The organism is Mycobacterium sp. PDNC021 (genome assembly GCF_048282635.1).
Lineage (GTDB): Bacteria > Actinomycetota > Actinomycetes > Mycobacteriales > Mycobacteriaceae > Mycobacterium > Mycobacterium llatzerense.
The window spans coordinates 1103582-1124410 of the sequence record NZ_CP182502.1 but is presented as its reverse complement, the minus strand read 5'-3'; the positions used below and the strand labels follow the sequence as shown (position 1 = coordinate 1124410).

The following is a 20829-nucleotide window of genomic DNA, read 5'->3' as shown; positions in this document are numbered from 1 at the left end:
ATTCCGCGGTCCAACCCGAGCAATGGACCGCGACCATGGCCGAGCTCCAAACCACGTTCGGTGCGACCGGCGGGGCCGCTCTGGTGTTGGCGGACAGTGTGAGCCGGGCGCCCCAGAGCGTCACCATCCCGACCGACGCCCTGACCGAGTATGCGGACTACTACCGCCACATCGACTACATCCTCGAGGCCGTCGAGAACGGGCCTGTCGGGCTGGTACACGGCAGCCAAGAGCTCACCGCGCTGCAGCCGAACGCCGAGTTCCACATGGACTGGATGCGCCCGCACCGACTCGAAGACGGGCTGTTCGTCCGGCTGACGGACGGGCCCGACCCCGCGACCTGGCTGGTGGCCACCGAGAAGCGTGCCGAGCCGTTCGACACCACCGAACGCGTACGACTGGCCGAGGCGCTGGTTCCGCATTTCCAGCGCGCGATGCGCATCCAGCACGACCTCAGTGAGGCCACCCACCAGATCCGCAACATCTCGTCGGCGATGGACAACGTCACCCGCATCGGGATGGCCGTGGTGGACTGCTTGCTGTCGGTGCGCTACCTGAACACGGCATCGGAGAACATCGTCCGCCGCCACGACGGCTTGACCATTCGTGACGGATCGTTCGAATTCGCGCATCCGCCCGCTGACGCCGCTCTGCGGCTCGGCATCAACGCCGCACTCGGACAGACCGGGGCGGTCGTGCGCGGCACCACCTCGCTGCTGTGCCCGCGACCATCCGGCCTGCGGCCCTACGTGATTCACGTCCTGCCGTTCCAGCACGTGACGGCTCCACTGGCCGAATCACGGGCCCTGGTGCTCATCCTGGATCCCGAGCAGCACCCGCAACCGGACGTCGAGATGCTGCGCCGCCTGTACGGGCTGACGACGGCCGAGGCTGCGGTGGCCATCAGGCTGATACAGGGTGACGGAATCAAGCCGATCGCCGAGAGCATGTGCCTGTCCGCCGGCACCGTCAGAACCCACGTCCAGCACATCTTCGACAAGACGGGCACCCACCGGCAGGCCGAGCTCGTCCGAACGCTGCTCGCCATATCTCTGTAGTGCGCCAACCAAATACGCCGATCAGCTGATGCACTGCGCGCAACGGAGGCCGAAGCCGGGCACGTCTACTCGGCCAGTGACAACTCCGGTGGCGGAACGCGCAGACCACGGGTGAGGACCAGGAGATACCCCACGCCGATCAACATCCAGATGACCCCGAGGGTCAGTGCGGCACTGCCGAGTTTGGTGAGCAGGTAGACGTCGACGACCGCGCCGATCAGCGGAATCACCAGGTACGTCAACGGATTCAGCCGTTGTTGGTGGCGATGCCGGACGTAATAGCCGATCACCGACAGGTTCACCAGAGTGAAGGCCGTGAACGCGCCGAAGTTGATGAACGACGTCGACGTGGCGACGCTGAGGAACACCGCACCCAACCCGATCAGCCCGCACAGCACGATGTTGAAGACGGGTGTGAAGAACCGGGGCGATACCCGGCCGAAGAACTTCTTGGGCAACACCGAGTCCCGGCCCATGGCGTAGAGCAACCGGGACACGCTGGCCTGCGCTGCCAGGCCCGAGGTGAACTGACCGATGATCAGGCCGGCCACGAAGAACGCCGCGAACAACGCCCCGCCGATGGTCCTGGCCGTGTCCGCGGCCAGCGAGTCGGCGTTCGCGAACGTGCCGCCTGGCTGTACCAGCGTCAGGGTGTAAGCCACCGCCACGAAGACCACCCCGCCGATGAGCGCGACGAGCATGATCGCGCGCGGGATGTTGCGCTGCGGATTCTTGGTGTCCTCCGTCAGCGTGCTGACGGCGTCGAACCCGAGAAAGGAGTACGCCGCGATGGCCGCACCCGCGGCGATCGCCGAGAAACCGCCGCTGCCGGTGATCGGCGTGACGGACAACAGCGAGCCACTGCCGTGGTGAGACACCATGTACGCCACCGCGAACCCGACGAACAGGGCGATCACCAGGAACTGCAAGACCATCAGGATCAAGTTGGCCTTGTCCGCCACTTTGAGTCCAACGATGTTCAGGGCGGTCGTGATGACGATGAACGCCACGATCCACACCCACGCCGGCACCGACGGAAACTCACCGGTGAGGTATGCAGCGCCGATCAACCAGATCACCAAGGGCAGGAACAGGTAGTCGAGCAGAATCGTCCAGCCGACCAGGAATCCGAGCCGCGAATCCAGGGCCTTGCGGACATAGGTGTACGACGACCCCGCGACCGGATAGTGCACCGACATCTTCGCGTAGCTCGCGGCCGTGAACAGCATGGCCACGGTGGCCAGGAGATACGAGCCGGCGCTGGCGCCCGCGGACGCCTCGGCGATGACGCCGAAGATGCCCAGCACGATGATCGGCGCCATGTAGGCGAGGCCGAATAGCGTCACTCCGCCCAAGCCGAGGGTTGCGTTGAGGTGGCCGGTCTCACCGGGCAGCTTGGTGGTTTCGGTCATGAGCGTCCTTCGAGGTTGACGTGCTGAGGCTGCCACCGGCGGTGAACCAGCTGGCCGCCGTACGCGGGCAGCTCGATGGGGTCGTCGTCGGCGTACAACTGTTCCCACACCCGATTGACCCCGGCGGTGCCGTGGGTCCGCACTGCTGTCACCCGGTCGAGGTCGATCGCCAGATGCGTGACCTCCGGCTCGGCGTGTGCCACCTGAGCGAGCACCTCGCCCTCCGGTCCGACGTAGATGCTCTGCCCTCGCCCGAGTGGCCCGGCGGCATTGACGCTGAGGTAGTAGACCTGGTTCGTGATCGCGTTGGCACGGGCCAGGACCAGTTCCTGCTCGCGGTCGTCGGACGTCGTCTTGACGATGTTGAACACGACCTCGGCACCGAGCCACGCGATCTGCCGGGTCGCCTCGGGAAACCAGCTGTCGTAACAGATGTTGACGCCCATCCGGCCGACACCGGGTACGTCGAAGGCCGTGAAGCCGGCGCCTGACGCCCACGGCTCGTGCGGACGCCAGGGGAACACCTTGCGGTACGACGAGACCAGACGACCGTCGGGATCGAAGACGACGGCGGTGTTGTACACCCGGCCGTCTTCGCCGCGCTCGGCGATCGAGCCGGGCACCAGCCAGACCCCGGAGTCTGCGGCCATGGCGCCGAGCGCCTGCACGAGCGGTCCGGTGAGTGGCTCGGCGACGGTGTCGAAATAGGTACGGAGGTCGTCCTCGCCGTCGCTCGCGCCCAGCAGGTGAATCTCGGGGAACACCACCATCTGCGTTTCGGGGTGCTCGGCGAGGATCGCAGCGAGGTCGGCGGCCATCTCGGCCACCGGATCGTCGCCCCGCAATGGGCTGGCCTGGACAAGGGCAACCCGCCACTGTCGACTCATCTCACCCCTCAGCAAGTCTCTGGAGGCCCCAGTGTGCGCCAGGACACACCCGCCATCATCGGACAATCCGGGGATTTTCAGCGGAGCTTATCGACATTCTGTACATCTACGCCGGTCACGATGCCGGACGAGTTTCAGCGGTGTTGCGCCGCGAAGAACTGCCAGATGGTGTCGGTCGCGTTGAGCGCGGTCGACGGCGGCGGTAGGTCGCCCAACCGTTGCGCCAGCGGGCTCGGGACCCCGCCTGGCCACTGATGGCCGGCTCCGGCAACGCTGATCAGTTCGACGGTGCGCCCGCCAGGGCAGCCTGCCGTCTGGGTGCTCACCGAGCCGGCAGTCGACGTCGTCGGCGGCCCGCAGCCATCGATACCGCGCCACGTCGCATTCACCGCCGGCACCGCCGGCCCGTCGACATTGGGTGCGCCGGACAGTGTCTTGGCTTTGCCCGGTCCGCCGTCGAAGGGCACACGATCGTCCGCGGTGCCGTGGATCTGCAGCACCGATGTCGGAGTGGCGTGCGAACAATCGGTCAACAGCGTCCCGGCGACCGGGGCGACGGCGGCGAACAGGTCCGTCTGGCAGCCGAGGCGCAGCGCCATCATGGCGCCGTTGGACATCCCGGTGACATAGACGCGGGCGGGGTCGACAGACATCTGCGCTTCGATCGCGGCGACCATCGCGGTGATGAAACCGACGTCGTCGACATCACGATTCTTCGGTATGCCACAACAGGTTCCGGCGTTCCAGGCGCGATCCAGGCCGTCGGGATAGGCGACGAGGAAGCGGCCCGCATCGGCCTGGCCGTCCCAGTTGTAGGCACGTTCGGCCTGCGCCCCGTCGCCGTAGCCGCCGTGCAGCATGACCACCAACGGCGCCGGGCCACCGAGGCCGTCGGGCCGGTAGAGATGGAAGGTGCGGTTCAGCCCGCCGGCCTGCACCGACTGGTCGGACCGTCCCACCGGGATGCCGTTCGTCGGCGCACCGGCCGCCCGATGTCCGCCGCAACCTGCCAGCGCCAGCAGCGCGGCGGCCACCAGCACAGCCATCGATACCCGCAATGACGAACGGATCATGCTCCCATGGTGCACCCTGCCAGAATTGAGCGGTGAACCAAGCGACAGCCACGCCCGTCCGCGTCATCCGCGCTGCTGAGCGCTGGCACTGGCGGAACGAGTGGCTGGAATCGTGGCAGTCGTTTCCAGCGACCGGCAACTTCGATCTGGCGGCCAATGCCCACGGCCTGCTGATGATCAACAACGAGGACACCGTCAACGGCGGTGAAGGCTTCGACTCGCACGACCACCGGGATATGGAGATCATCACATGGGTACTGGAAGGCTCACTGGTGCACAAGGATTCGCTGGGCAACGAGAGCGTCATCTACCCGGGACTGGCGCAGCGGATGAGTGCCGGCACCGGCATCCGGCATTCTGAGCGCAACGGCGCGGGACGCCAGGAACGTCAGCCGTTGCGGGTCGTCCAGATGTGGATTCCGCCCGATGAACTCGGTGGCGCACCGAGTTATCAGGAATCCGATATCGGCACCGAGCTCACCGGCAACGCCCTCATCCCGATGGCCTCGGGCATGCCCAAGTACCGCGACGACGCCGCGATCACGTTCGGCAACAGCTACGCCACCCTGCACGTCGCCCGGCTGGATGCCGGCAGCGCGATCGAGGTACCCGACGCGCCGTACGGCCACGTCTTCGTCACTCGCGGGCAAGCCGAGTTCGAAGACAGCGGTCCGCTCTATACCGGTGATGCCGTGCGGCTCACCGCAACTGGTGGACAACGCATCACCGCAGCCGACGCGGGTGCCGAGCTGCTCGTCTGGGAGATGCACACCATTGCGGTGAACGTGTAGCTACCGCCCCAACCGGGCCAGTGCGACGGCGGCGGCGTTGGCGCCGCACATGCCGTGCCCACCCGGTCCCGGCGGGGTGGCCGCCGAGCAGATGTACATTCCCGGTACGCCGATGGTGTACGGCGACAACGTGGTTCGCGGACCGAAGGCCAGCTGGCGAATGTCCTTGGCGCCGGTGTTGATGTCGCCGCCGACGTAATTGGTGTTGTAGACCGACATCTCGGTGGTGGACCGCACGGCCTGCCCGACGATGCGCTCACGGAACCCGGGAGCGAAGCGCTCGATCTGCGCGATGATCGCCTCGGTGGCGTCGCCGCTGTAGCCGTTCGGCACATGCGCGTACGCGGAGACGGGGTTGACCGTGCCGACGGAACGTCCCGGATCGGCCAGATACTGCTGGAACGCCAGCACGAACGGACGCTGCGGCATCCGGCCCGCATGAATGTCCCGCTCGGTCGTGGCGATCTCGGCGAAATCACCACCCAGGTGGACGGTACCGGCCTGCCGGGCTGCCGCGTTGGTCCACGGCACATCACCCTCGACGGCGAAGTCGACCTTGAAAGCACCTGGGCCGTACCGGAATCGGTCGAAGGCGCGGCGCACCCGCGTGGGCAACCGGTCTCCGAGGATCCCGGCGATGGCGGTGGGCGACAGATCGAAGACGGTGACGTCGGCGGGCGGCAACTGTGACGCGGAGGTGACCCGCACACCCGTCTCGATCTTGCCGCCGAGTTCGGTCAGCACGGCCTCGAACGCGTTGGTGATCGCCTGCGATCCCCCGGCCGCCACCGGCCAGCCGTTGGCGTGCCCGGCGGTGATGATGCCCAGCCCGATCGCCGAGGTGAGCGGGTGGTGCAGTGGCTGAAAGGTATGTGCGGCAACGCCTCCGAAGAGGGCGCGGGCCTGCGGTGTGCGGAAGGCCCGGGCCAGTGCTGCTGCGGGCAGCACCGTCGGCGCCCCGAACCTGACCAGTTCCAACGGGTGCCGCGGCACCCGGAGCAGCGGGCCCATGATGTCCTCGGACAGTTTGTCGAACCGGCGCGACGGTCCACCGAACAGCAGCTGCCACCGCGACCCGTCGACCCCGAGCCCGTCGGCCGTGGTCTCGACCGATCGGTAGAGCGCCCCGGCGGTGCCGTCATCGAGCGGGTGGACGCAATCGATCTCGGTCCAATTCCACTGCAGGCCATAGCGATCCAGCTCAAGGCCCTTGATGAACTGGGAACCGGCAGGCATCACGTGGATGGCGGCGCAATCGTCGAACACCAGGCCCGGGAGGACGTACTCGCTGGAGCGGACGCCGCCGCCGATCCGGTCGGTGGCCTCCAGCACCGTGACGTCGATCCCCTTGGCAGCCAAGGTGATGGCGGCGGCGAGCCCATTGGGCCCGGCGCCGACCACAACCGCGGTACTCATTACTGGTGGACTCCCGCACGCTGCCAGGTGACGTTGAGCGGGATCGGCCCGTTGGGCAGCCACGGCTGCTCGTCGACCAGGTCCTTCACGTTCCAGGTACCGCGCTCGATCACACCGAGGGCCGCGTCGATCACCTTGTACTCCTGAGTCATCTTGTGGATCGGCTGCGATTCCACCCAGGCGATGACGAACTCGCCCGGCTCGAACTGCGCCTCGGACTGGATAGCCCGGATCAGGTCTTCATTGTGCAGGTGCCCGTCGCCGAAGTTGAAGCCGATGATGGTGTTGCACGACATCTCGCCTTCCCGGACCACGCGAGTGTCGATGTCGGGCAGGCACTTCAGCAGCACCGAATACAAGCCGCGGCCCTGGCTGTGCATGGCCCGCCATGCCGTCACCTGCTGGGTGAACACCTCGGCGGTGATCGGGTCCCAGCCGAAGGCGACGTACTGGTCAGCCGAGTTGGGCGACGACCGGGTGACCCGGTTCAGCTTCTGCTCCGCGCCGGGCGTGAAGGTCCACACCGCCGAGGCCCAGTTGCCGGCGTACTGGCGCATCGCCGGCAGGAACGACACCAGGTCGGGGCGCAGGTTGCCCAGGATCGGGAAGAACGACAGGGCCGCGGCGAGCACGATGGCCAGCCACCCAGGGTTCATGTCCCACACCGCGTAGCCGTCCCCGTTCGGGAAGCCCAGGAACAGGAAGATGGTGGCGTAGGCGAACAGCACGTTCCATTCCACCGGCACCGCCAGCGGGAACGTCGAGATGATGAACAGATGGAAGCTGACCATGATGGCGGCGGCGGCGATCGACAGCCACGGCCACGGCGAGAACAGCAGGGCCAGCGGCGCGGCGATCTCCACGATGCTGCCCGGGCCGTGCGCCATGAAGGTCGCCAGATGCGACGGACGCAGGTCCTCGGGGAAGTTGCGGTAGTGCGCCCGCTTGAGCCACTTGAACGGGATCGCGGGGCTGTTGCTCACCATCGGCGGAATGACGTTGGTGAAGTGCAGGCCGAACTTCGAGATACCTGCCCAGAACCACACCGTGCCGATCAGCAGCTTGCCGGCGATGATCATGTTGACGAACGGCAGCGCGGAGAAGAAGATCAGCGCGGGCAGGTACTGCTCACCGCGGCCGGCCAGGAAAATCGTCTTGTCCCGCAGTCCGATGAGAATGAACAGGATGATCGGCGCGATCAGCAGCGCCGGGTTGACCAAGCCGGAGGTGTTGTCCGGCAACGCTTTCGACAATGAATCGCTGGGCACGCCGGGCAGCACCATCGCGACGAGCACGGTGGCCATCAGCGCCAGGTACACGATGATGTCGAACCAGGTGCGCCGGTCACCGTTCGTGAACGGCACTGCCTTCCATGGCCGCAGCCGAATGGTGTTGGGCTTGGCCCAGAACCGGAACCCACCCGTCATCGGCTTGGTCTTGCCGGCCAGCGGACCCCAGGAGCCCGCGAACCCGACGAGTTCCAGCAGGACGGTCCACAGGATCACCTTCTGGTACACGATGGGCTGGTTCCACCATTCCGACACGTGCCAGAAGGCCGGCAGGTGCGACGTCGCGGTAGCGATCACGACGCCGCCCAGAGCGTAGAAGAACACGAGTTTGACGATGTACAGGACGTGGATCATGCGCGGCGCGCCGTATCCGTCGTCCACCCATTTCAGACACATGATCCGCAGCCGCTCCTGCAGCGGCATCCGGAGAAACTCTTCCAGGTCGACCTTCGGCAAGGTCGGTTTGATGAATCCCATGAGGTGAGCTCCTTTGCTGGTATCAGGCTAGATTCGCGGATCGGTGGTGGTGAGGGTTTTGCGCAGCGACGGCTTGTCGATCTTGCCGACGGGGTTCTTCGGCAGTGCCGCCAGAACGGTGATGTCCACGGGCAGTTTGTATTTCGACAACGACGCCTTCAGGTGCGCGGCGATGTTGTCGACGTCGAGTTCGGCGCCAGGATGCGCGGAGACGAACAGCACCGGCTCTTCGCCGTAGAGTCCGCTGGCCCGTCCGACCACCGCGGCCTCGGCGACCCCGGCCAGCTGGTGCACGACGGTCTCGATCTCCTTGGGGTAGATGTTCTCGCCGCCGCGGATGATCATGTCCTTGGCCCGGTCGACCAGGACCAGGTAGCCGTCCTCGTCGAAACGGCCGACGTCGCCGGTGTGCAGCCAGCCGCCCTTCAAGGTCTTCTCGGTCTCCTCGGGGCGGTTCAGGTAGCCGCGCATCACGTTGGGGCCCTTGATGACGACCTCGCCGAGCTCGCCCTGCGGGACTTCGGCACCGGCGACGTCGACGATGCGAATCTCCTGACCTGGCAACGGGATTCCGACGGTGCCGACCTTGCGCGGCCCGCTCAGCGGGTTGCCTGTACTGGCGCACGATCCCTCGGACAGTCCGTAGCCCTCGACCAGGCCTATGCCGTAACGCTTTTCGAATCCGTCGAGCAGCTCGACGCTGGCCGGCGCCGCCCCGCACACGGCGAACCGCACCGCGGACGTGTCGGGCCGCACCTCCGGCGGCAGACCCAGCAGCATGGTGTAAATGGTCGGCACCGCGGAGAAGTAAGTGGCGCGGCTGGATTCCAGGCGCTCGAAGAAGGTCGCGGGATTGAACCGGCCGGCAATGGTGGTCCGGCCGCCGGCGAGCAGTGGCGAGAGCACGCTGACCACGATGCCGTTCACATGGAACAGCGGCAGGATGAGGAGGCTGTGGTCGGCGTCGGTCAACTCGAAACCTTCGATCACCATGGCGCACATGGCGTTCAGGTTCGAGTTGTCGAGCATGACGCCCTTGGGCCGGCCGGTCGTGCCGCTGGTGTAGATCAGCAGGGCCAGGTCGTCGTCGTTGCCGACCACCGGCGCGTCGGTCCGGGGCTCGCCACCCAGATCATCGACGTGCAGCACGGTGATGTCGGAGTCGACGTCGTGGTCGACGACGAGCACGACGGCCCCGGCGTCAGCCACCTGGTAGGCGACCTCGGCAGGTACCAGGGTGGGGCTGATGGGGGTCGCGACGGCGCCGAGCCGCCAGGTGGCGAACAACGCCACCACGAAGGCCACGCGGTTCGGGAGCATGATGCCGACGACGTCGCCGGCGCGGACACCGCGCTGGTGTAGCGCCCCGGCGGCGCGCTGGACGGCGTCGAGGAATGCGGCGTTGTCGAGGTCGGTGTGGTCGTCGGCGACGGCCGGGGCGTGGGGTGCCGCAGCAGCGCGACGGTCGGGCAGGGTGGCGAGGTTCATGTCATAAAGGTAAGAGTTTGTGGCGTGCGCCACTCCGTCGCGCGCCGATCAAATTTGTCGCGTGATTTGTACGCTCAACACAAATCTTGGCTCTACAGTCGGCACATGGATCCGGCGGTCAGCGAGGCCAACACCACGATCATGGCCCGTCTGATCGCGCGCCAGGCTGAAGTGGCCCGCTCGGTTGGGCACCGCCTGGCCAGCGATATCACCGAACTCCGCGGCGATTCCGAGATCATCGAGCTGCTCCGCGCCAGCGTCGCAGGCAACGTCGACACCATCTTCCACGCGCTGCGCTACGACATATCTCTGGACAACATCGAAGCGCCGACCGCTGCGCTGGAGTACGCCCGTCGGCTCGCGCAGCGCGGAGTGCCGATGAACGCCCTCACTCGGGCCTATCGCATCGGCCACGCGCTGGTACTCGACGTCGCAGGCGAGGAGATCAACCGGGCCGGCTTCGCACCGCAGACCAGCCTGGCGATCTTCGAGCGGCTGACGTCGGTGACGTTCCGCTACATCGACTGGATCTCACAGCAGGTCGTCACGGTCTACGAGGACGAGCGCGATCGCTGGCTGGCCAACCGCAACAGCACTCAAGCGCTCCGGGTGCGGGAAGTCTTGTCCGGCAACGACTCCGACCCCGAAGCCGTGACGGCCGCGATCCGTTATCCGATGCGGCGCCACCATCTGGCTGTCGTGCTGTGGTGGCCTACCAGCGGTGGGTCCGTCGCCGGGCACGACGATGCGCTGGCCAAGCTCGAACAGTTCCTGCGCGCGGCCGCCGATCATGTTGGCACGCAAGGCAGTCCGCTGTTTTTGGCCGTCGACCAGCGGACCGGCTGGGGCTGGCTGCCGCTGTCCAGCGCCGGCGCACCCGGGGCATCTGCACAGCTGACACAGTTCGCGAACTCCCATCCGGGCGCCCCCGCCGTCGCCGTGGGGACGCCGCTACCCAGTGTCGAGGGCTTCCGGCGGTCGCACCGGCAGGCCCTTCGCGCGCACGGCGTCGCGGTGACCGCCAACCTGGCGGGCGTCACCTCAGCCGACGCGGCAGGCTTCGCCGCGGCGGCGTTGATGGGCGAGAACCAGGACAACGCCCGCGAGTTCGTCCACGCGGTCCTCGGGCCGCTGGCCGGGTCCGGCGCCAACGACGCCCGCCTGAGGGAGACCCTGCGCGTGTTTCTAGGGCACGGCGGTAGCTACACTGCCGCAGCCGACGAGCTGGTGGTGCATTTCAACACCGTCAAGTACCGCGTCGGGCGGGCACTGGAACGCCGGGGTCGGCCGCTCGGCGACGACCGGCTGGACGTCGAGATGGCGCTGCTGCTGTGCCACTGGTATGAAGCGGCAGTCCTGAATAGCGAGTAGCGGATCACCTGGCAGCGAATACAACCTCAATCGATATATCCGGCATATTCACGGGTTAAGTGTCCGTATCGAGACCGTTAGCAAATCGCTATGTGTTAACCAGCTGGTTCACTGCTGTAACGGATACACCGAGGCCGGCGATATCAGGGTAGTGGTCGGATGAACCGAGTACGACCTAGTAGGGTCCACCGGCCATACGCGAGAGAACCACGATTGGAGTTTCACTAATGCGCAACACAGGACGTTTGGTCGGATTTGCTGCGGCATCGGCCCTCGCGCTGATCCCGCTTGCCGTCGCCGCCCCGGCATGGGCCGACGACGAGGTTTCCGGCGAGACCGGCGCCGCGGTCGCTACCCCGGTCGGCAGTGGCAACGCAGATGGCGGAGCAGGCTTCAATGTGGAGAACCCGTTCTGGCACCCGTTCGACGCCTCCAGCAATGCCGGCGGTGGCGCAGGTATGAACACCCCGCTCGGCGGCGGCGAGTTCAACACCGCCACGGGCACCGAAGCCGGTTTCGGCGGCGCGGGCTTCGACTCGAACACCGGAGCCGCGGTCAACACCCCGATCGGCGCCAGCAGCTTCAACACCGGTGCAGCCACCGACTTCAACCTGCCCAACCCGGTTGACTTCTTCCCGACCTTCGACGGCGGCGTCAACGCCGGCGGCGGCGCGGGCGTGAACACCCCGGTCGGCGGCAGCGGCTTCAACACCGGTGGCTCGAGCGAGATCGGCCCCGACGGCGCGAGCACCAGCACCAACTCCGGTGCCGGCGTTGCGACCCCGGTCGGCGGCTCCAACTTCAACAGCGGATCGGCCTTCACCTTCGGCCGCTAGTTGTACTGACCACGGACGTTAGGTACGGCGTGGCGTGGTGACATGAAGAAGACCTCCGAGTGAAGTGCGAGCTGTCTAGGAACGCACCAACTCAATCTCGGAGGTCTTCGTGTCCCACCGTAATGCTCCGCTGTCGGAAACTGGTCGTCTGCGCTTGGCCCGTTGTGTCGTCGAGGACGGCTGGTCGCTGCGCCGCGCAGCCGAGCGATTCCAAGTCGCGGTCACCACAGCGGCGCGTTGGGCGGGTCGCTACCGCGAGCAGGGCCCAGCCGGCATGGTCGATCGCAGTTCACGTCCACAGCGAAGCCCCAACCAGACACCGACTCGTACCGAGCGCCGGATCATCAAAGTGCGGGTCATCCGGCGTTGGGGGCCAGCACGAATCGGCTATCTGCTGGGAATTCATCCCTCGACCGTGCACCGGGTGCTAACCCGTTACGGGGTGGCCAGGTTGCGTTGGCTCGACCGGCCCACCGGCACGGTGATCCGCAGAATTCACGCCGCGCGACCCGGCGAACTGGTGCATGTTGACGTCAAGAAGCTGGGCAAAATTCCTGCCGGCGGGGGCTGGCGGATGCTGGGCCGAACCGCAGGCAATCACAACACGCGCGCCGATAAGAGTTCCGGACGCGTCAGCAAGCACGGTCACCCGATCAAGGGCCATCACTTCCTGCACACCGCGATCGATGCCTACTCACGGCTGGCCTACTCCGAGCTCCTGGCCGACGAGCGCAAAGAGACAGCGTCAGCGTTCTGGGCCCGGGCCAACGCATGGTTTAACCAATGCGGGTTCACGGTGTCGAAGGTGTTGACCGACAACGGATCCTGCTATCGATCTCACGCGTTCCGTGACGCACTCGGGGCCATCGAACACCGCCGAACACGTCCCTACCGGCCCCAGACCAACGGCAAGGTGGAGAGATTTCACCGCACCTTGGCCGATGAATGGGCCTACGCCCGGCTCTACACCAGCGACGCCGAACGCTGCGCCGAGTACCCCCGATGGCTACACACCTACAATCACCACCGCGGCCACACCGCACTGGGCGGTCAACCACCCGCCAGCCGCGTACCTAACCTCTCAGGTCAGTACAGCTAGTCCGTGATCACACCGGCCAGGCACCCCGCTGGGGTGTCTGGCCTTTGTGTTTCAAGGATCAGCGGGTGGGTTCCTGCTGAGTGGTGCAGTGGATGCCACCGCCGCCGGCGGCGATGGCGTCGATGTTGATCTGGACGATCTGACGGCCGGCGAAGAGCCGTTCGAGGGTGGCCTTGGCAGCAGCGTCCGACTCGGCGTCGCCGAACTCCGGCCCGATCACCGCGCCGTTGCAGACGTAGAAGTTGATGTAGCCGGCGGCGAAGTCGTCGTCCTCGAACTTCTCTCGCACCGTCGACGGGCCTTCGATCACCTCGACCTGTAGCTGTCGACCGTGCGCGTCGGTCGCCGCGTGCAGGACGTCCAGGTGACGACGGGTGACGTCGTAATCGAAAGACTTCGGGTCGGTGTCGAGGCCGGCGACGACGACGCCGGGGCTGGCGAAGCGCGCGTAGAAATCGGTATGGCCGTCGGTGATGTCATGCCCGGCGATACCCGGCAGCCAGATCACCTTCTGCACCCCGAGCACACGACTGAGTTCTGTCTCGACATCGTGCTTGGCCCGGCCGCGGTTGCGGTTGTCGTTGAGCACGCAACTCTCGGTGATGATCGCGGTGCCCTGGCCGTCGACCTCGATGCCACCGCCTTCGAGCACCAGGTCGGTGTGCACGGTCGCCACGCCGGCGCGCGCGGCCACGAACTCGGCGACCTTGCCGTCGCGCCGGTGCTCCTGCTTGCCGCCCCAGCCGTTGAAGTTGAAGTCCACCCCACCCCAACCACTGGCGCCCTTCACGAACACCGGGCCGGTGTCGCGGATCCACAGGTCGTCGATCGGGGCGGCGATCAGCTCGACGTTCGACGCTCCGATCAGTTCGCGCGCCAGGTCCATCTCTTCCGAGCGCACCAGCATCGACACCGGCTCGAACCGGGCGATCGTGGTCGCGATGGTCGCGAGGTCGCGACGCACCTGCGGCAGCAGCCGTCGTCCCCAGATCCGTTCACTGGCCCCGAACGCCATCCACGTTCGCTTGTGCGGGTCGCCCTCGTCCGGCATCACCCACGGGCCGGTGTCGTCTTTGTGTGCCGAAGGCGGCGCCGACGAGTCCGTCTCCTCGCAACCGGCGAGCACCACCGCCCCTATCGCCGCCATCCCCGCCTGCAGGAGCCGTCGCCGCATCATGCGGTTGACGCTAGCTCGGATGGGACGAGAAAACTCGGCCCGAGAAATCCATGGCGTCAATCGCCAAGCGCGCAGAGCTACCCCGACTGAACCCAGGTACTTCTTCCGGGCGTCAGAGGTCCCTGACTGCAAAAACCACCGCAAATCGCAACCACGATTGCACTCACGTACGTTCCAACAGGATCCCGGGAGCTCGCGATCGGCCGGCAGCCGCGAAACCCGAGGCCGGGAAAATTCGCAAAAAAGCCCCTCACCTGCGGTGACAGGTGAGGGGCTTATGGCGGTGGCGGAGGGATTTGAACCCTCGGTGGGGGGTTACCCCACACACGCTTTCGAGGCGTGCTCCTTAGGCCGCTCGGACACGCCACCGTGTGGCAGCTTACCGGCCGCAGGCTGCCTTGCCCTAATCGGGCTCTGACCAGCGGTCCTACCGCTGGCGGGCGAAGAACTGCTCCATCAGCGCCGCGCACTCGGCCTCGAGGACCCCGCCGCGGACCTCCGGCCGGTGCGTCAGCCGGCGGTCACGGACGACGTCCCACAGCGAGCCGACGGCGCCGGTCTTGGGTTCCCAGGCTCCGAACACCACCCGCGCCACGCGGGACATCACCAGCGCGCCGGCGCACATGGTGCACGGCTCGACGGTGACCGCCAGGGTCGCGCCTTCCAACCGCCAGCCGTCGCCGTGCACCGCGGCGGCCGCCCGCAGCGCGAGGATTTCGGCGTGCGCGGTCGGGTCCCCCAGTGATTCGCGGGCATTGGCCGCCCGGGCCAGCTCTACCCCGTCTGCCGAGAAGACCACCGCACCGATCGGTACGTCGTCGGCTCCGGCCAGTTCGGCGGCCTCCAGCGCCAGCCGGATCAGCCGTTCATCAGCGGAGCTCACCGCCCCAGCTTGTCCAATACCGCCACGAGTTCGTCGTTGAAGCCCATCTCCTGGGCGATGCGGCTGAGTTGTTCGTCGGCGTATTCGTCGTCGGCGAGGATCACGCCGAGCACCGCCTCGGGCAGACCCAAATCGGCCAGCAGCCCGAGGTCGCCTTCCTCGAACGGGTCGTCCTCTTCGAGCTCTTCCAGGCTCAGGTCGGCGTCGAGTTTCTCCAGCACGTCGGCCGCGATGTCGTAGTCCAGCGCCGCAGTGGCATCCGACAGCAGCAACCGGGCACCGGAGGGGGCCGGGCGGACGATCACGAAGAACTCGTCGTCGACATTCAGTAGGCCGAAAACCGCACCGGCAGAACGGAGTTCACGAAGTTCAGTCTCAGCGGCAGTCAGGTCCACCAGCGCCGAGCGCTTCAGCGGCGCGCAACGCCATGCGCCGTCCTCCCGGACGACCGCGACACCGAAGCCGTCGGGGAGATCGGCCACCTGCTGCTGAGCCTGCGCGCGCTGTACTCCCATGCAGATAACGCTAGTCCGCGCTCTGCAACTTGACCAGCGGTCCCATATGTACCCGGCCTGGGCAGTGTGCAAACCTTGGAAGGTGACAACTCCGGTGTGTGTGCTGGGTTTGGGCCTCATCGGCGGTTCGCTGATGCGGGCCGGGCAGGCCGCGGGCCGCGAGGTCTTCGGATACAACCGCTCCATCGATGCGGTGAAGTCTGCGACGGCAGACGGCTTCGACGCGACCGACGACCTCACTGCCGCCCTGAAACGTGCCGCGCTGAGCGAGGCGCTGATCGTCCTGGCGGTGCCGGTGCCCGCGCTGCCGATCATGCTCGAGCACATCCGCGACACTGCGGCGGACTGCCCGCTCACCGATGTGGTGAGCGTCAAAGGCAATGTGCTGCAACAGGTTCAGGAGTACGGCCTGCTCGACAAATTCGTCGGCGGACACCCGATGGCCGGCACTGCGCATTCTGGCTGGACGGCCGGTGCCGCCGATCTGTTCGCCGGCGCGCCGTGGGTGGTCAGCGTGGACGATCACGTCGACCCACAGGTCTGGGCCCAGGTGATGCATCTGGCGCTGGACTGCCGCGCGGTGATCGTGCCGGCCCGCTCCGACGAACACGACGCGGCGGCCGCCGCGATCTCCCACCTGCCACATCTGCTCGCCGAGGCACTGGCCACGACGGCCGGCGAGGTCCCGCTGGCGTTCGCGCTGGCCGCGGGCTCGTTCCGGGACGGCACCCGGGTCGCGGCCACCGCACCCGACCTGGTCCGGGCCATGTGCGAGGCCAACGCCGCCGAGCTGACGGTCATGCTGGACCGGGCCATGGAGCTGCTGAGCCAGGCCCGCTCGTCGCTCGTCGAGGCCCAATCGGTGGCTGAGCTGGTGGACGGTGGCCATGCCGCCCGGGTCCGCTACGACAACTTCCCCCGGCCACAGATCATGACGACGACCATCGGGGCCGACGGCTGGCGCGAAGAGCTGGCCGCGCAGGGCCGGGCCGGTGGGGTGATCAGATCCGCTCTGCCAGTCCGGGGTAGCCGAGGATGAAGCCGTCGTCGTCGACGGTGATGGAGGTGTCGGCGACGGGCGAGTCCAGCTTGATCGGGTTGCCGGGACCTGCGCTGGTGTAGCCGATGGTCACAGATTCGACCGTCAGATCCGGCACCCGGACGTAGACGACGGGCAGCGACACCGACGCGGTGCGGTTGTGCAGCCCGGTACGCCGGATGGGCAGCGCATTGAAGAACGGGCTGAAGACCACGTCGACGTCCAGCGCTCCGTTGTAGGCGGCGCGGCGCGTCTGGTTCTGGTGGTCCTGCACCAGCCACATGTTCTCTTCGTCGCGGGCGATCGATAGCTGCCGCTCGCGCTGCGCGAGGGTCACGGTCAGTGACAGCCGTTTGGTCGCGCCGCTTTCGTCGGTCACCAGGTCATAGGACGCGCTGAACGCGGGATGTATGTCGGTGGCAGCGGCGACGATCCGGCCATAGGCCTTGATCCGGTTGCCGGACAACTGGACCCGGACCGACTCCATGCGCGACACATCCTGCGCGCGCCAGGTCAGAATCGCCGGCCAGGCGGGTTCGGTGGCATCGGACTGGGCTGCGCTCACCCGTCTACCGTAGGCGACGAAGGCCCGGCTTTGCAGCCGCGATGGCAAGTCCGGACGGTCCCGGCCGCGATGCCCGCACCGCCAACGCCAACGCGGCGTCGAGAGCCAGGGCGAGCACTGCCACGAGCAGGGCGCCGACCAGCGCGAGATAGAACTGCCGAACCTTGATGCCGTCGATCAAGAACCGTCCGAGCCCACCCAGACTGGCGTAGGCCGCGACAGTCGCGGTGGCCACCACCTGTAGCGTCGCGGTCCGCAGCCCGCCGACGATCAGCGGCATGGCGTTCGGCACCTCGGTGCGCAGCAGTACCTGGCGCTCGGTCATGCCCATGGCGCGGGCGGCGTCGACCACCACCGGATCGACGTTGGCGATCCCGGCGTACGTCCCGGCCAGCAGGGGCGGAATGCCCAGCAGCATCAAGGCGACGGTCGGTGGCAGCAGGCCCAGGCCCCACAGCAGGACGCCGAGCAGCAAGACACCGAGGGTGGGCAGGGCGCGCAAGGCGTTGACGCCGCCGACCACCAGGGCCGTGCCGCGGCCGGTGTGCCCGACGTACATGCCCACGGGAATGGCGACGAGGGCACTGCAGAGCACCGCGATGCCGGTGTACTCCAGGTGTTCCAGCATCCGCATGCCGAGGCCCGCCGGGCCGGTCCAATTGGCCGCGGTGAAGATGTAGGCGAGGGCCTGGTGCAGGAAGTTCATGCCGGTGCCTTCGCCCGGGTCCATGGCGTGGCCAGGCGGCCGGCGGCCAGGATGAGCAGGTCGACGACCACTGCCAGCACGAAGATCGCGATGATGCCGGCGACGATCTGGTCGCTCTTGTCGGCCTGATAGCCCTCGGTGAACCAGGTGCCGAGCCCGCCGATGCCGATCACCGAACCGACCGACACCATCGAGATGTTGGTGACGGCGACCACGCGCATCCCGGCCGTGAGGACCGGAATCGCCAGGGGCAGTTCGATTCTCAAGAAGCGGGTGCGTGGCCGGTAGCCGATGGCGGTGGCCGCCTCCCGGGTCTCCGCCGGGACGGCATCGAGCGCTTCGGGCACCGTCCGCATCAGCAGCGCCACGGTGTACAGCGTCAGGGCGACCAGGACGTTGGCTTCGTCGAGAATCCGCGTCGGGATGATCAACGGCAGCACCACGAACAGCGCCAACGACGGGATGGTGAAGATGATGCTGGCTGTGATGGTGCTGACCCGCCGCAGCCGTGGCCGCTGCCGCACATAGGCACCCAGTGGTACCGCGATGAGCACCCCGATCAACAACGGCAGCAGGGCCAGCCGCAGGTGAATCTGCGTCAGCACCCAAGCGGTCTCGAGGTGGGTCAGCAGGTATCGCATTGGGGGCCTTTACGGCTCTTGATGAGAGCCATCACATCATCGAGGCCCACGCCACCGATCACGCGGCCCTGCTCATCGACCGCCACCCCCAGCCCGGACGGGGACGACAACGCCGAGTCCAGCGCCAGTCGCAGGGTGCCGTCGGGTCGGAACAGTGAGCCACCGGCGATGGTGCTGTCGTACAAGGACTTTCCGATGCGATGCAGGCGCACCCCGTCGGCGTTGATCCACGCGTACGGGGTGCCGTCGGCGTTGACCACCAGCGCCCATTGGCCGTCGCCGAGTTCCAGTGCGTCGACCGCGGGTTCGGCGACGGTACGAATGTCGCGCAGGTGAAGTCCGGTCGTGTCGCGGAACTGCAGGCCCCGGTAGCCGCGGTCGGCACCGACGAATCCGGCGACGAATGCGTTGGCCGGGTTGGACAACAGCCGCTGCGGTGCGTCGTACTGCTGCAGCGTGCCGCCAGGTCCGAACACCGCGACACGGTCGCCGAGTTTGACGGCTTCATCGATGTCGTGCGTGACGAACACGATGGTCTTGCGTAGATCGCTTTGTAGCCGCAGGATTTCGGCCTGCAGATCTTCACGAACCACGGGGTCCACCGCGCTGAACGGCTCGTCCATCAGCAGGATGGGCGGGTCGGCGGCCAGCGCCCGGGCCACCCCGACCCGCTGTTGCTGTCCGCCCGACAATTGGGCCGGGTAGCGGTCGGCGAGCTTGACGTCGAGTCCGACGCGCTCCAACACACCCAGCGCCTTTTTCCTTGCGCTGCGGCGTGATTCGCCTTTCAGCACCGGCACGGTGGCGACGTTGTCCACCACTTTCAGGTGCGGCATGAGCCCGGCGCTCTGCAGCACGTACCCGATGCCGAGGCGCAGCCGCACCGGGTCGACGGTGGCGACGTTGGCACCGTCGACGGTCAAGGTGCCGGATGTCGGGTCGATCATCCGGTTGATCATCCGCATGGAGGTGGTCTTGCCGCAGCCGGACGGCCCGACGAACACCGACAGTGTGCCCTCGGCGATCTCGAGGCTCAGCTCGTCGACAGCGACGGCGCTGCCGTAGCTCTTGGTGACCTTGTCGAACGTGATCATCGGCTCACCGGCTTGTCGAACCCGTTGTCCTGCACCCATTTTCTCGCGGCCTGGTCCGCGTCGACACCGCTGTTACCGGATACCGCGGTGTTCATCTCGATCAGCGCTTTCGTGGTGAGTTTCGCGCTGACGCCATCCAGCACCGTCTTGAGCAGATCGGATTTCTTCTGCGACGCCACCAGGGGCACCACGTTGGCGGCCAGGAAGTTGTGCTTCGGATCGTCGAGTACCACCAGGTTGTTCTGGACGATGGCGGGCGAGGTACTGAAAATATCTGCCGCGGTGACGGTTCCGTCGACCAGTGCCCGGACCGTGGCCGGTCCCCCGCCGTCGCTGATGGCGATGAAGTTGACCGGTGCGATGTCGAGGCCGTACTTGGCCTTCAGCCCCGGGAGGCCTTCGGTCCGCTGCAGAAATTCCGACGGCGCACCGAATTTCACCTGGGCAGAATGCTGCGCCAGGTCACCGATGGTTTTCAGGTTCCACTTCTTGGCGGTCTCCGCCGAAACGGCCACAGTGTCGGTGTCGGCGGCCGGGGAGGGGGTCAGGATCGACAGATCGCCGGGAAGCGCTCGCGCCAGCGCCAATTCGACGTCATCGGCGGCCGTGGCCGTGGTCTTCGGATCGAAGTACTGCAGCAGATTGCCGGTGTATTCGGGGATGAGGTCGATCGAATGATCTTTCACCGCAGGGACGTACGTCTCGCGGCTGCCGATGCCGAACTGCCGGCCGACGGTAAAGCCGTTGGCGGCCAATGCCTGCGCATAGATCTCGGCGATGATCTTCGACTCGGGGAAGTCGGCGGACCCCACCACGATCGACTTGAGATCACCCGAGATACTGCCCCCGCCGAGGGGATTGGCGCTGCCGCATCCGGTCAGCAGGACAGCGAGCAGCAGGACCAGAGCGGCGAGAAGTCTGCGCGGTGCGGCAGTGCGCGCCCCGGCTCCCCCAAAGTCCATCCGAACGTCCTTTCGGCGTCGTGCACTCAGGCCGACCCTAGCGTTATTCG

The 20829-nt window shown here is 66.8% G+C and carries 20 protein-coding genes and 1 tRNA gene; 6 read left to right on the top strand and 15 right to left on the bottom strand.

Features of this window, described 5'->3' with window-relative positions; genetic code table 11:
• Window positions 1-35: 35 nt before the first annotated feature.
• Entirely contained in the window at window positions 36-1058 is a 1023-nt protein-coding gene (locus tag ACNO8X_RS05265) for a helix-turn-helix transcriptional regulator (protein WP_418004454.1), read from the top strand.
• Between the two features lie 65 nt (window positions 1059-1123).
• Here the strand turns inward: ACNO8X_RS05265 and ACNO8X_RS05260 are convergent, their stop codons facing one another.
• The 3 genes from ACNO8X_RS05260 to ACNO8X_RS05250 all read right to left on the bottom strand — a co-directional run bounded on the left by ACNO8X_RS05260 (window position 1124) and on the right by ACNO8X_RS05250 (window position 4430).
• Window positions 1124-2470 carry an APC family permease gene (locus ACNO8X_RS05260; protein ID WP_418004453.1) on the bottom strand — a complete coding sequence of 449 codons (1347 nt, stop codon included), beginning with the start codon at window positions 2468-2470 and terminating at the stop codon, window positions 1124-1126.
• The gene (locus tag ACNO8X_RS05255; protein ID WP_418004452.1) at window positions 2467-3357 is read right to left on the bottom strand and encodes a carbon-nitrogen hydrolase family protein; all 891 of its coding nucleotides are present in this window, start codon (window positions 3355-3357) and stop codon (window positions 2467-2469) included. The genes ACNO8X_RS05260 and ACNO8X_RS05255 overlap by 4 nt, the downstream gene beginning before the upstream one ends.
• 134 nt (window positions 3358-3491) lie before the next feature.
• Window positions 3492-4430: an alpha/beta hydrolase family esterase gene (locus tag ACNO8X_RS05250; protein ID WP_418004451.1), complete on the bottom strand. Its 939-nt coding sequence runs from the start codon at window positions 4428-4430 to the stop codon at window positions 3492-3494.
• A gap of 32 nt (window positions 4431-4462) precedes the next feature.
• On the opposite strand from ACNO8X_RS05250, the gene ACNO8X_RS05245 reads away from it, so the two are divergent.
• Entirely contained in the window at window positions 4463-5221 is a 759-nt protein-coding gene (locus tag ACNO8X_RS05245) for a pirin family protein (protein ID WP_418004450.1), read from the top strand.
• Here the strand turns inward: ACNO8X_RS05245 and ACNO8X_RS05240 are convergent, their stop codons facing one another.
• From ACNO8X_RS05240 to ACNO8X_RS05230, 3 genes are read right to left on the bottom strand one after another with little or no spacing between them, the layout of a single operon-like run.
• On the bottom strand, window positions 5222-6637 hold the full coding sequence (locus ACNO8X_RS05240) for a phytoene desaturase family protein (protein WP_418004449.1): 1416 nt from the start codon (window positions 6635-6637) through the stop codon (window positions 5222-5224).
• On the bottom strand, window positions 6637-8403 hold the full coding sequence (locus ACNO8X_RS05235; RefSeq protein WP_418004448.1) for a DUF3556 domain-containing protein: 1767 nt from the start codon (window positions 8401-8403) through the stop codon (window positions 6637-6639). The genes ACNO8X_RS05240 and ACNO8X_RS05235 overlap by 1 nt, the downstream gene beginning before the upstream one ends.
• Before the next feature lie 27 nt (window positions 8404-8430).
• Complete coding sequence (locus tag ACNO8X_RS05230) at window positions 8431-9891, bottom strand: class I adenylate-forming enzyme family protein (protein WP_418004447.1); 1461 nt, start codon at window positions 9889-9891, stop codon at window positions 8431-8433.
• A gap of 105 nt (window positions 9892-9996) precedes the next feature.
• Here ACNO8X_RS05230 and ACNO8X_RS05225 point away from each other — a divergent pair, with 105 nt between their 5' ends.
• The 3 genes from ACNO8X_RS05225 to ACNO8X_RS05215 all read left to right on the top strand — a co-directional run bounded on the left by ACNO8X_RS05225 (window position 9997) and on the right by ACNO8X_RS05215 (window position 13197).
• The gene (locus ACNO8X_RS05225) at window positions 9997-11262 is read left to right on the top strand and encodes a PucR family transcriptional regulator (protein WP_418004446.1); all 1266 of its coding nucleotides are present in this window, start codon (window positions 9997-9999) and stop codon (window positions 11260-11262) included.
• 227 nt (window positions 11263-11489) lie between these two features.
• A complete protein-coding gene (locus tag ACNO8X_RS05220) occupies window positions 11490-12098 on the top strand; it encodes a hypothetical protein (protein ID WP_418004445.1) in 609 nt (202 codons plus the stop codon).
• A gap of 109 nt (window positions 12099-12207) precedes the next feature.
• On the top strand, window positions 12208-13197 hold the full coding sequence (locus ACNO8X_RS05215) for an IS481 family transposase (protein ID WP_418002682.1): 990 nt from the start codon (window positions 12208-12210) through the stop codon (window positions 13195-13197).
• Between the two features lie 58 nt (window positions 13198-13255).
• Here the strand turns inward: ACNO8X_RS05215 and ACNO8X_RS05210 are convergent, their stop codons facing one another.
• The 4 genes from ACNO8X_RS05210 to ACNO8X_RS05195 form a co-directional block, all read right to left on the bottom strand.
• Entirely contained in the window at window positions 13256-14374 is a 1119-nt protein-coding gene (locus ACNO8X_RS05210; RefSeq protein ID WP_418004444.1) for an agmatine deiminase family protein, read from the bottom strand.
• 278 nt (window positions 14375-14652) lie between these two features.
• Window positions 14653-14743, bottom strand: a tRNA-Ser gene (locus ACNO8X_RS05205).
• Between the two features lie 58 nt (window positions 14744-14801).
• Window positions 14802-15257: a nucleoside deaminase gene (locus ACNO8X_RS05200; RefSeq protein ID WP_418004443.1), complete on the bottom strand. Its 456-nt coding sequence runs from the start codon at window positions 15255-15257 to the stop codon at window positions 14802-14804.
• A complete protein-coding gene (locus ACNO8X_RS05195; protein ID WP_418004442.1) occupies window positions 15254-15772 on the bottom strand; it encodes a tRNA adenosine deaminase-associated protein in 519 nt (172 codons plus the stop codon). The genes ACNO8X_RS05200 and ACNO8X_RS05195 overlap by 4 nt, the downstream gene beginning before the upstream one ends.
• 94 nt (window positions 15773-15866) lie before the next feature.
• On the opposite strand from ACNO8X_RS05195, the gene ACNO8X_RS05190 reads away from it, so the two are divergent.
• Complete coding sequence (locus ACNO8X_RS05190) at window positions 15867-16811, top strand: prephenate dehydrogenase (protein ID WP_418005788.1); 945 nt, start codon at window positions 15867-15869, stop codon at window positions 16809-16811.
• On the opposite strand, the gene ACNO8X_RS05185 is transcribed toward ACNO8X_RS05190, so the two are convergent.
• Genes ACNO8X_RS05185 through ACNO8X_RS05165 form a run of 5 tightly spaced genes read right to left on the bottom strand, consistent with a single transcriptional unit; the run spans window position 16774 to window position 20779 of the window.
• Window positions 16774-17376 (bottom strand): putative glycolipid-binding domain-containing protein, encoded by a 603-nt coding sequence (locus ACNO8X_RS05185; RefSeq protein ID WP_418004441.1) that lies wholly within the window; start codon window positions 17374-17376, stop codon window positions 16774-16776. The genes ACNO8X_RS05190 and ACNO8X_RS05185 overlap by 38 nt on opposite strands.
• A 4-nt stretch (window positions 17377-17380) precedes the next feature.
• Window positions 17381-18082 (bottom strand): ABC transporter permease, encoded by a 702-nt coding sequence (locus ACNO8X_RS05180; protein WP_082067979.1) that lies wholly within the window; start codon window positions 18080-18082, stop codon window positions 17381-17383.
• Complete coding sequence (locus tag ACNO8X_RS05175) at window positions 18079-18723, bottom strand: ABC transporter permease (RefSeq protein WP_418004440.1); 645 nt, start codon at window positions 18721-18723, stop codon at window positions 18079-18081. Before ACNO8X_RS05175 ends, ACNO8X_RS05180 begins: the two co-directional genes overlap by 4 nt.
• Window positions 18708-19817 carry an ABC transporter ATP-binding protein gene (locus ACNO8X_RS05170; RefSeq protein WP_418004439.1) on the bottom strand — a complete coding sequence of 370 codons (1110 nt, stop codon included), beginning with the start codon at window positions 19815-19817 and terminating at the stop codon, window positions 18708-18710. The genes ACNO8X_RS05175 and ACNO8X_RS05170 overlap by 16 nt, the downstream gene beginning before the upstream one ends.
• Window positions 19814-20779, bottom strand: a complete 966-nt coding sequence (locus ACNO8X_RS05165) for an ABC transporter substrate-binding protein (protein ID WP_418004438.1) — start codon at window positions 20777-20779, stop codon at window positions 19814-19816. The genes ACNO8X_RS05170 and ACNO8X_RS05165 overlap by 4 nt, the downstream gene beginning before the upstream one ends.
• Between the last annotated feature and the right edge of the window lie 50 nt (window positions 20780-20829).

Excerpts from the sequence above, each read along its gene's own strand:
- ACNO8X_RS05265 (WP_418004454.1), top strand. The coding sequence starts at position 36 with ATGGCCGAGCTCCAAACCACGTTCGGTGCGACCGGCGGGGCCGCTCTG.
- ACNO8X_RS05260 (WP_418004453.1), bottom strand. The coding sequence starts at position 2,470 with ATGACCGAAACCACCAAGCTGCCCGGTGAGACCGGCCACCTCAACGCA.
- ACNO8X_RS05255 (WP_418004452.1), bottom strand. The coding sequence starts at position 3,357 with ATGAGTCGACAGTGGCGGGTTGCCCTTGTCCAGGCCAGCCCATTGCGG.
- ACNO8X_RS05250 (WP_418004451.1), bottom strand. The coding sequence starts at position 4,430 with ATGATCCGTTCGTCATTGCGGGTATCGATGGCTGTGCTGGTGGCCGCC.
- ACNO8X_RS05240 (WP_418004449.1), bottom strand. The coding sequence starts at position 6,637 with ATGAGTACCGCGGTTGTGGTCGGCGCCGGGCCCAATGGGCTCGCCGCC.
- ACNO8X_RS05235 (WP_418004448.1), bottom strand. The coding sequence starts at position 8,403 with ATGGGATTCATCAAACCGACCTTGCCGAAGGTCGACCTGGAAGAGTTT.
- ACNO8X_RS05230 (WP_418004447.1), bottom strand. The coding sequence starts at position 9,891 with ATGAACCTCGCCACCCTGCCCGACCGTCGCGCTGCTGCGGCACCCCAC.
- ACNO8X_RS05225 (WP_418004446.1), top strand. The coding sequence starts at position 9,997 with ATGGATCCGGCGGTCAGCGAGGCCAACACCACGATCATGGCCCGTCTG.
- ACNO8X_RS05220 (WP_418004445.1), top strand. The coding sequence starts at position 11,490 with ATGCGCAACACAGGACGTTTGGTCGGATTTGCTGCGGCATCGGCCCTC.
- ACNO8X_RS05210 (WP_418004444.1), bottom strand. The coding sequence starts at position 14,374 with ATGATGCGGCGACGGCTCCTGCAGGCGGGGATGGCGGCGATAGGGGCG.
- ACNO8X_RS05195 (WP_418004442.1), bottom strand. The coding sequence starts at position 15,772 with ATGGGAGTACAGCGCGCGCAGGCTCAGCAGCAGGTGGCCGATCTCCCC.
- ACNO8X_RS05180 (WP_082067979.1), bottom strand. The coding sequence starts at position 18,082 with ATGAACTTCCTGCACCAGGCCCTCGCCTACATCTTCACCGCGGCCAAT.
- ACNO8X_RS05175 (WP_418004440.1), bottom strand. The coding sequence starts at position 18,723 with ATGCGATACCTGCTGACCCACCTCGAGACCGCTTGGGTGCTGACGCAG.
- ACNO8X_RS05170 (WP_418004439.1), bottom strand. The coding sequence starts at position 19,817 with ATGATCACGTTCGACAAGGTCACCAAGAGCTACGGCAGCGCCGTCGCT.
- ACNO8X_RS05165 (WP_418004438.1), bottom strand. The coding sequence starts at position 20,779 with ATGGACTTTGGGGGAGCCGGGGCGCGCACTGCCGCACCGCGCAGACTT.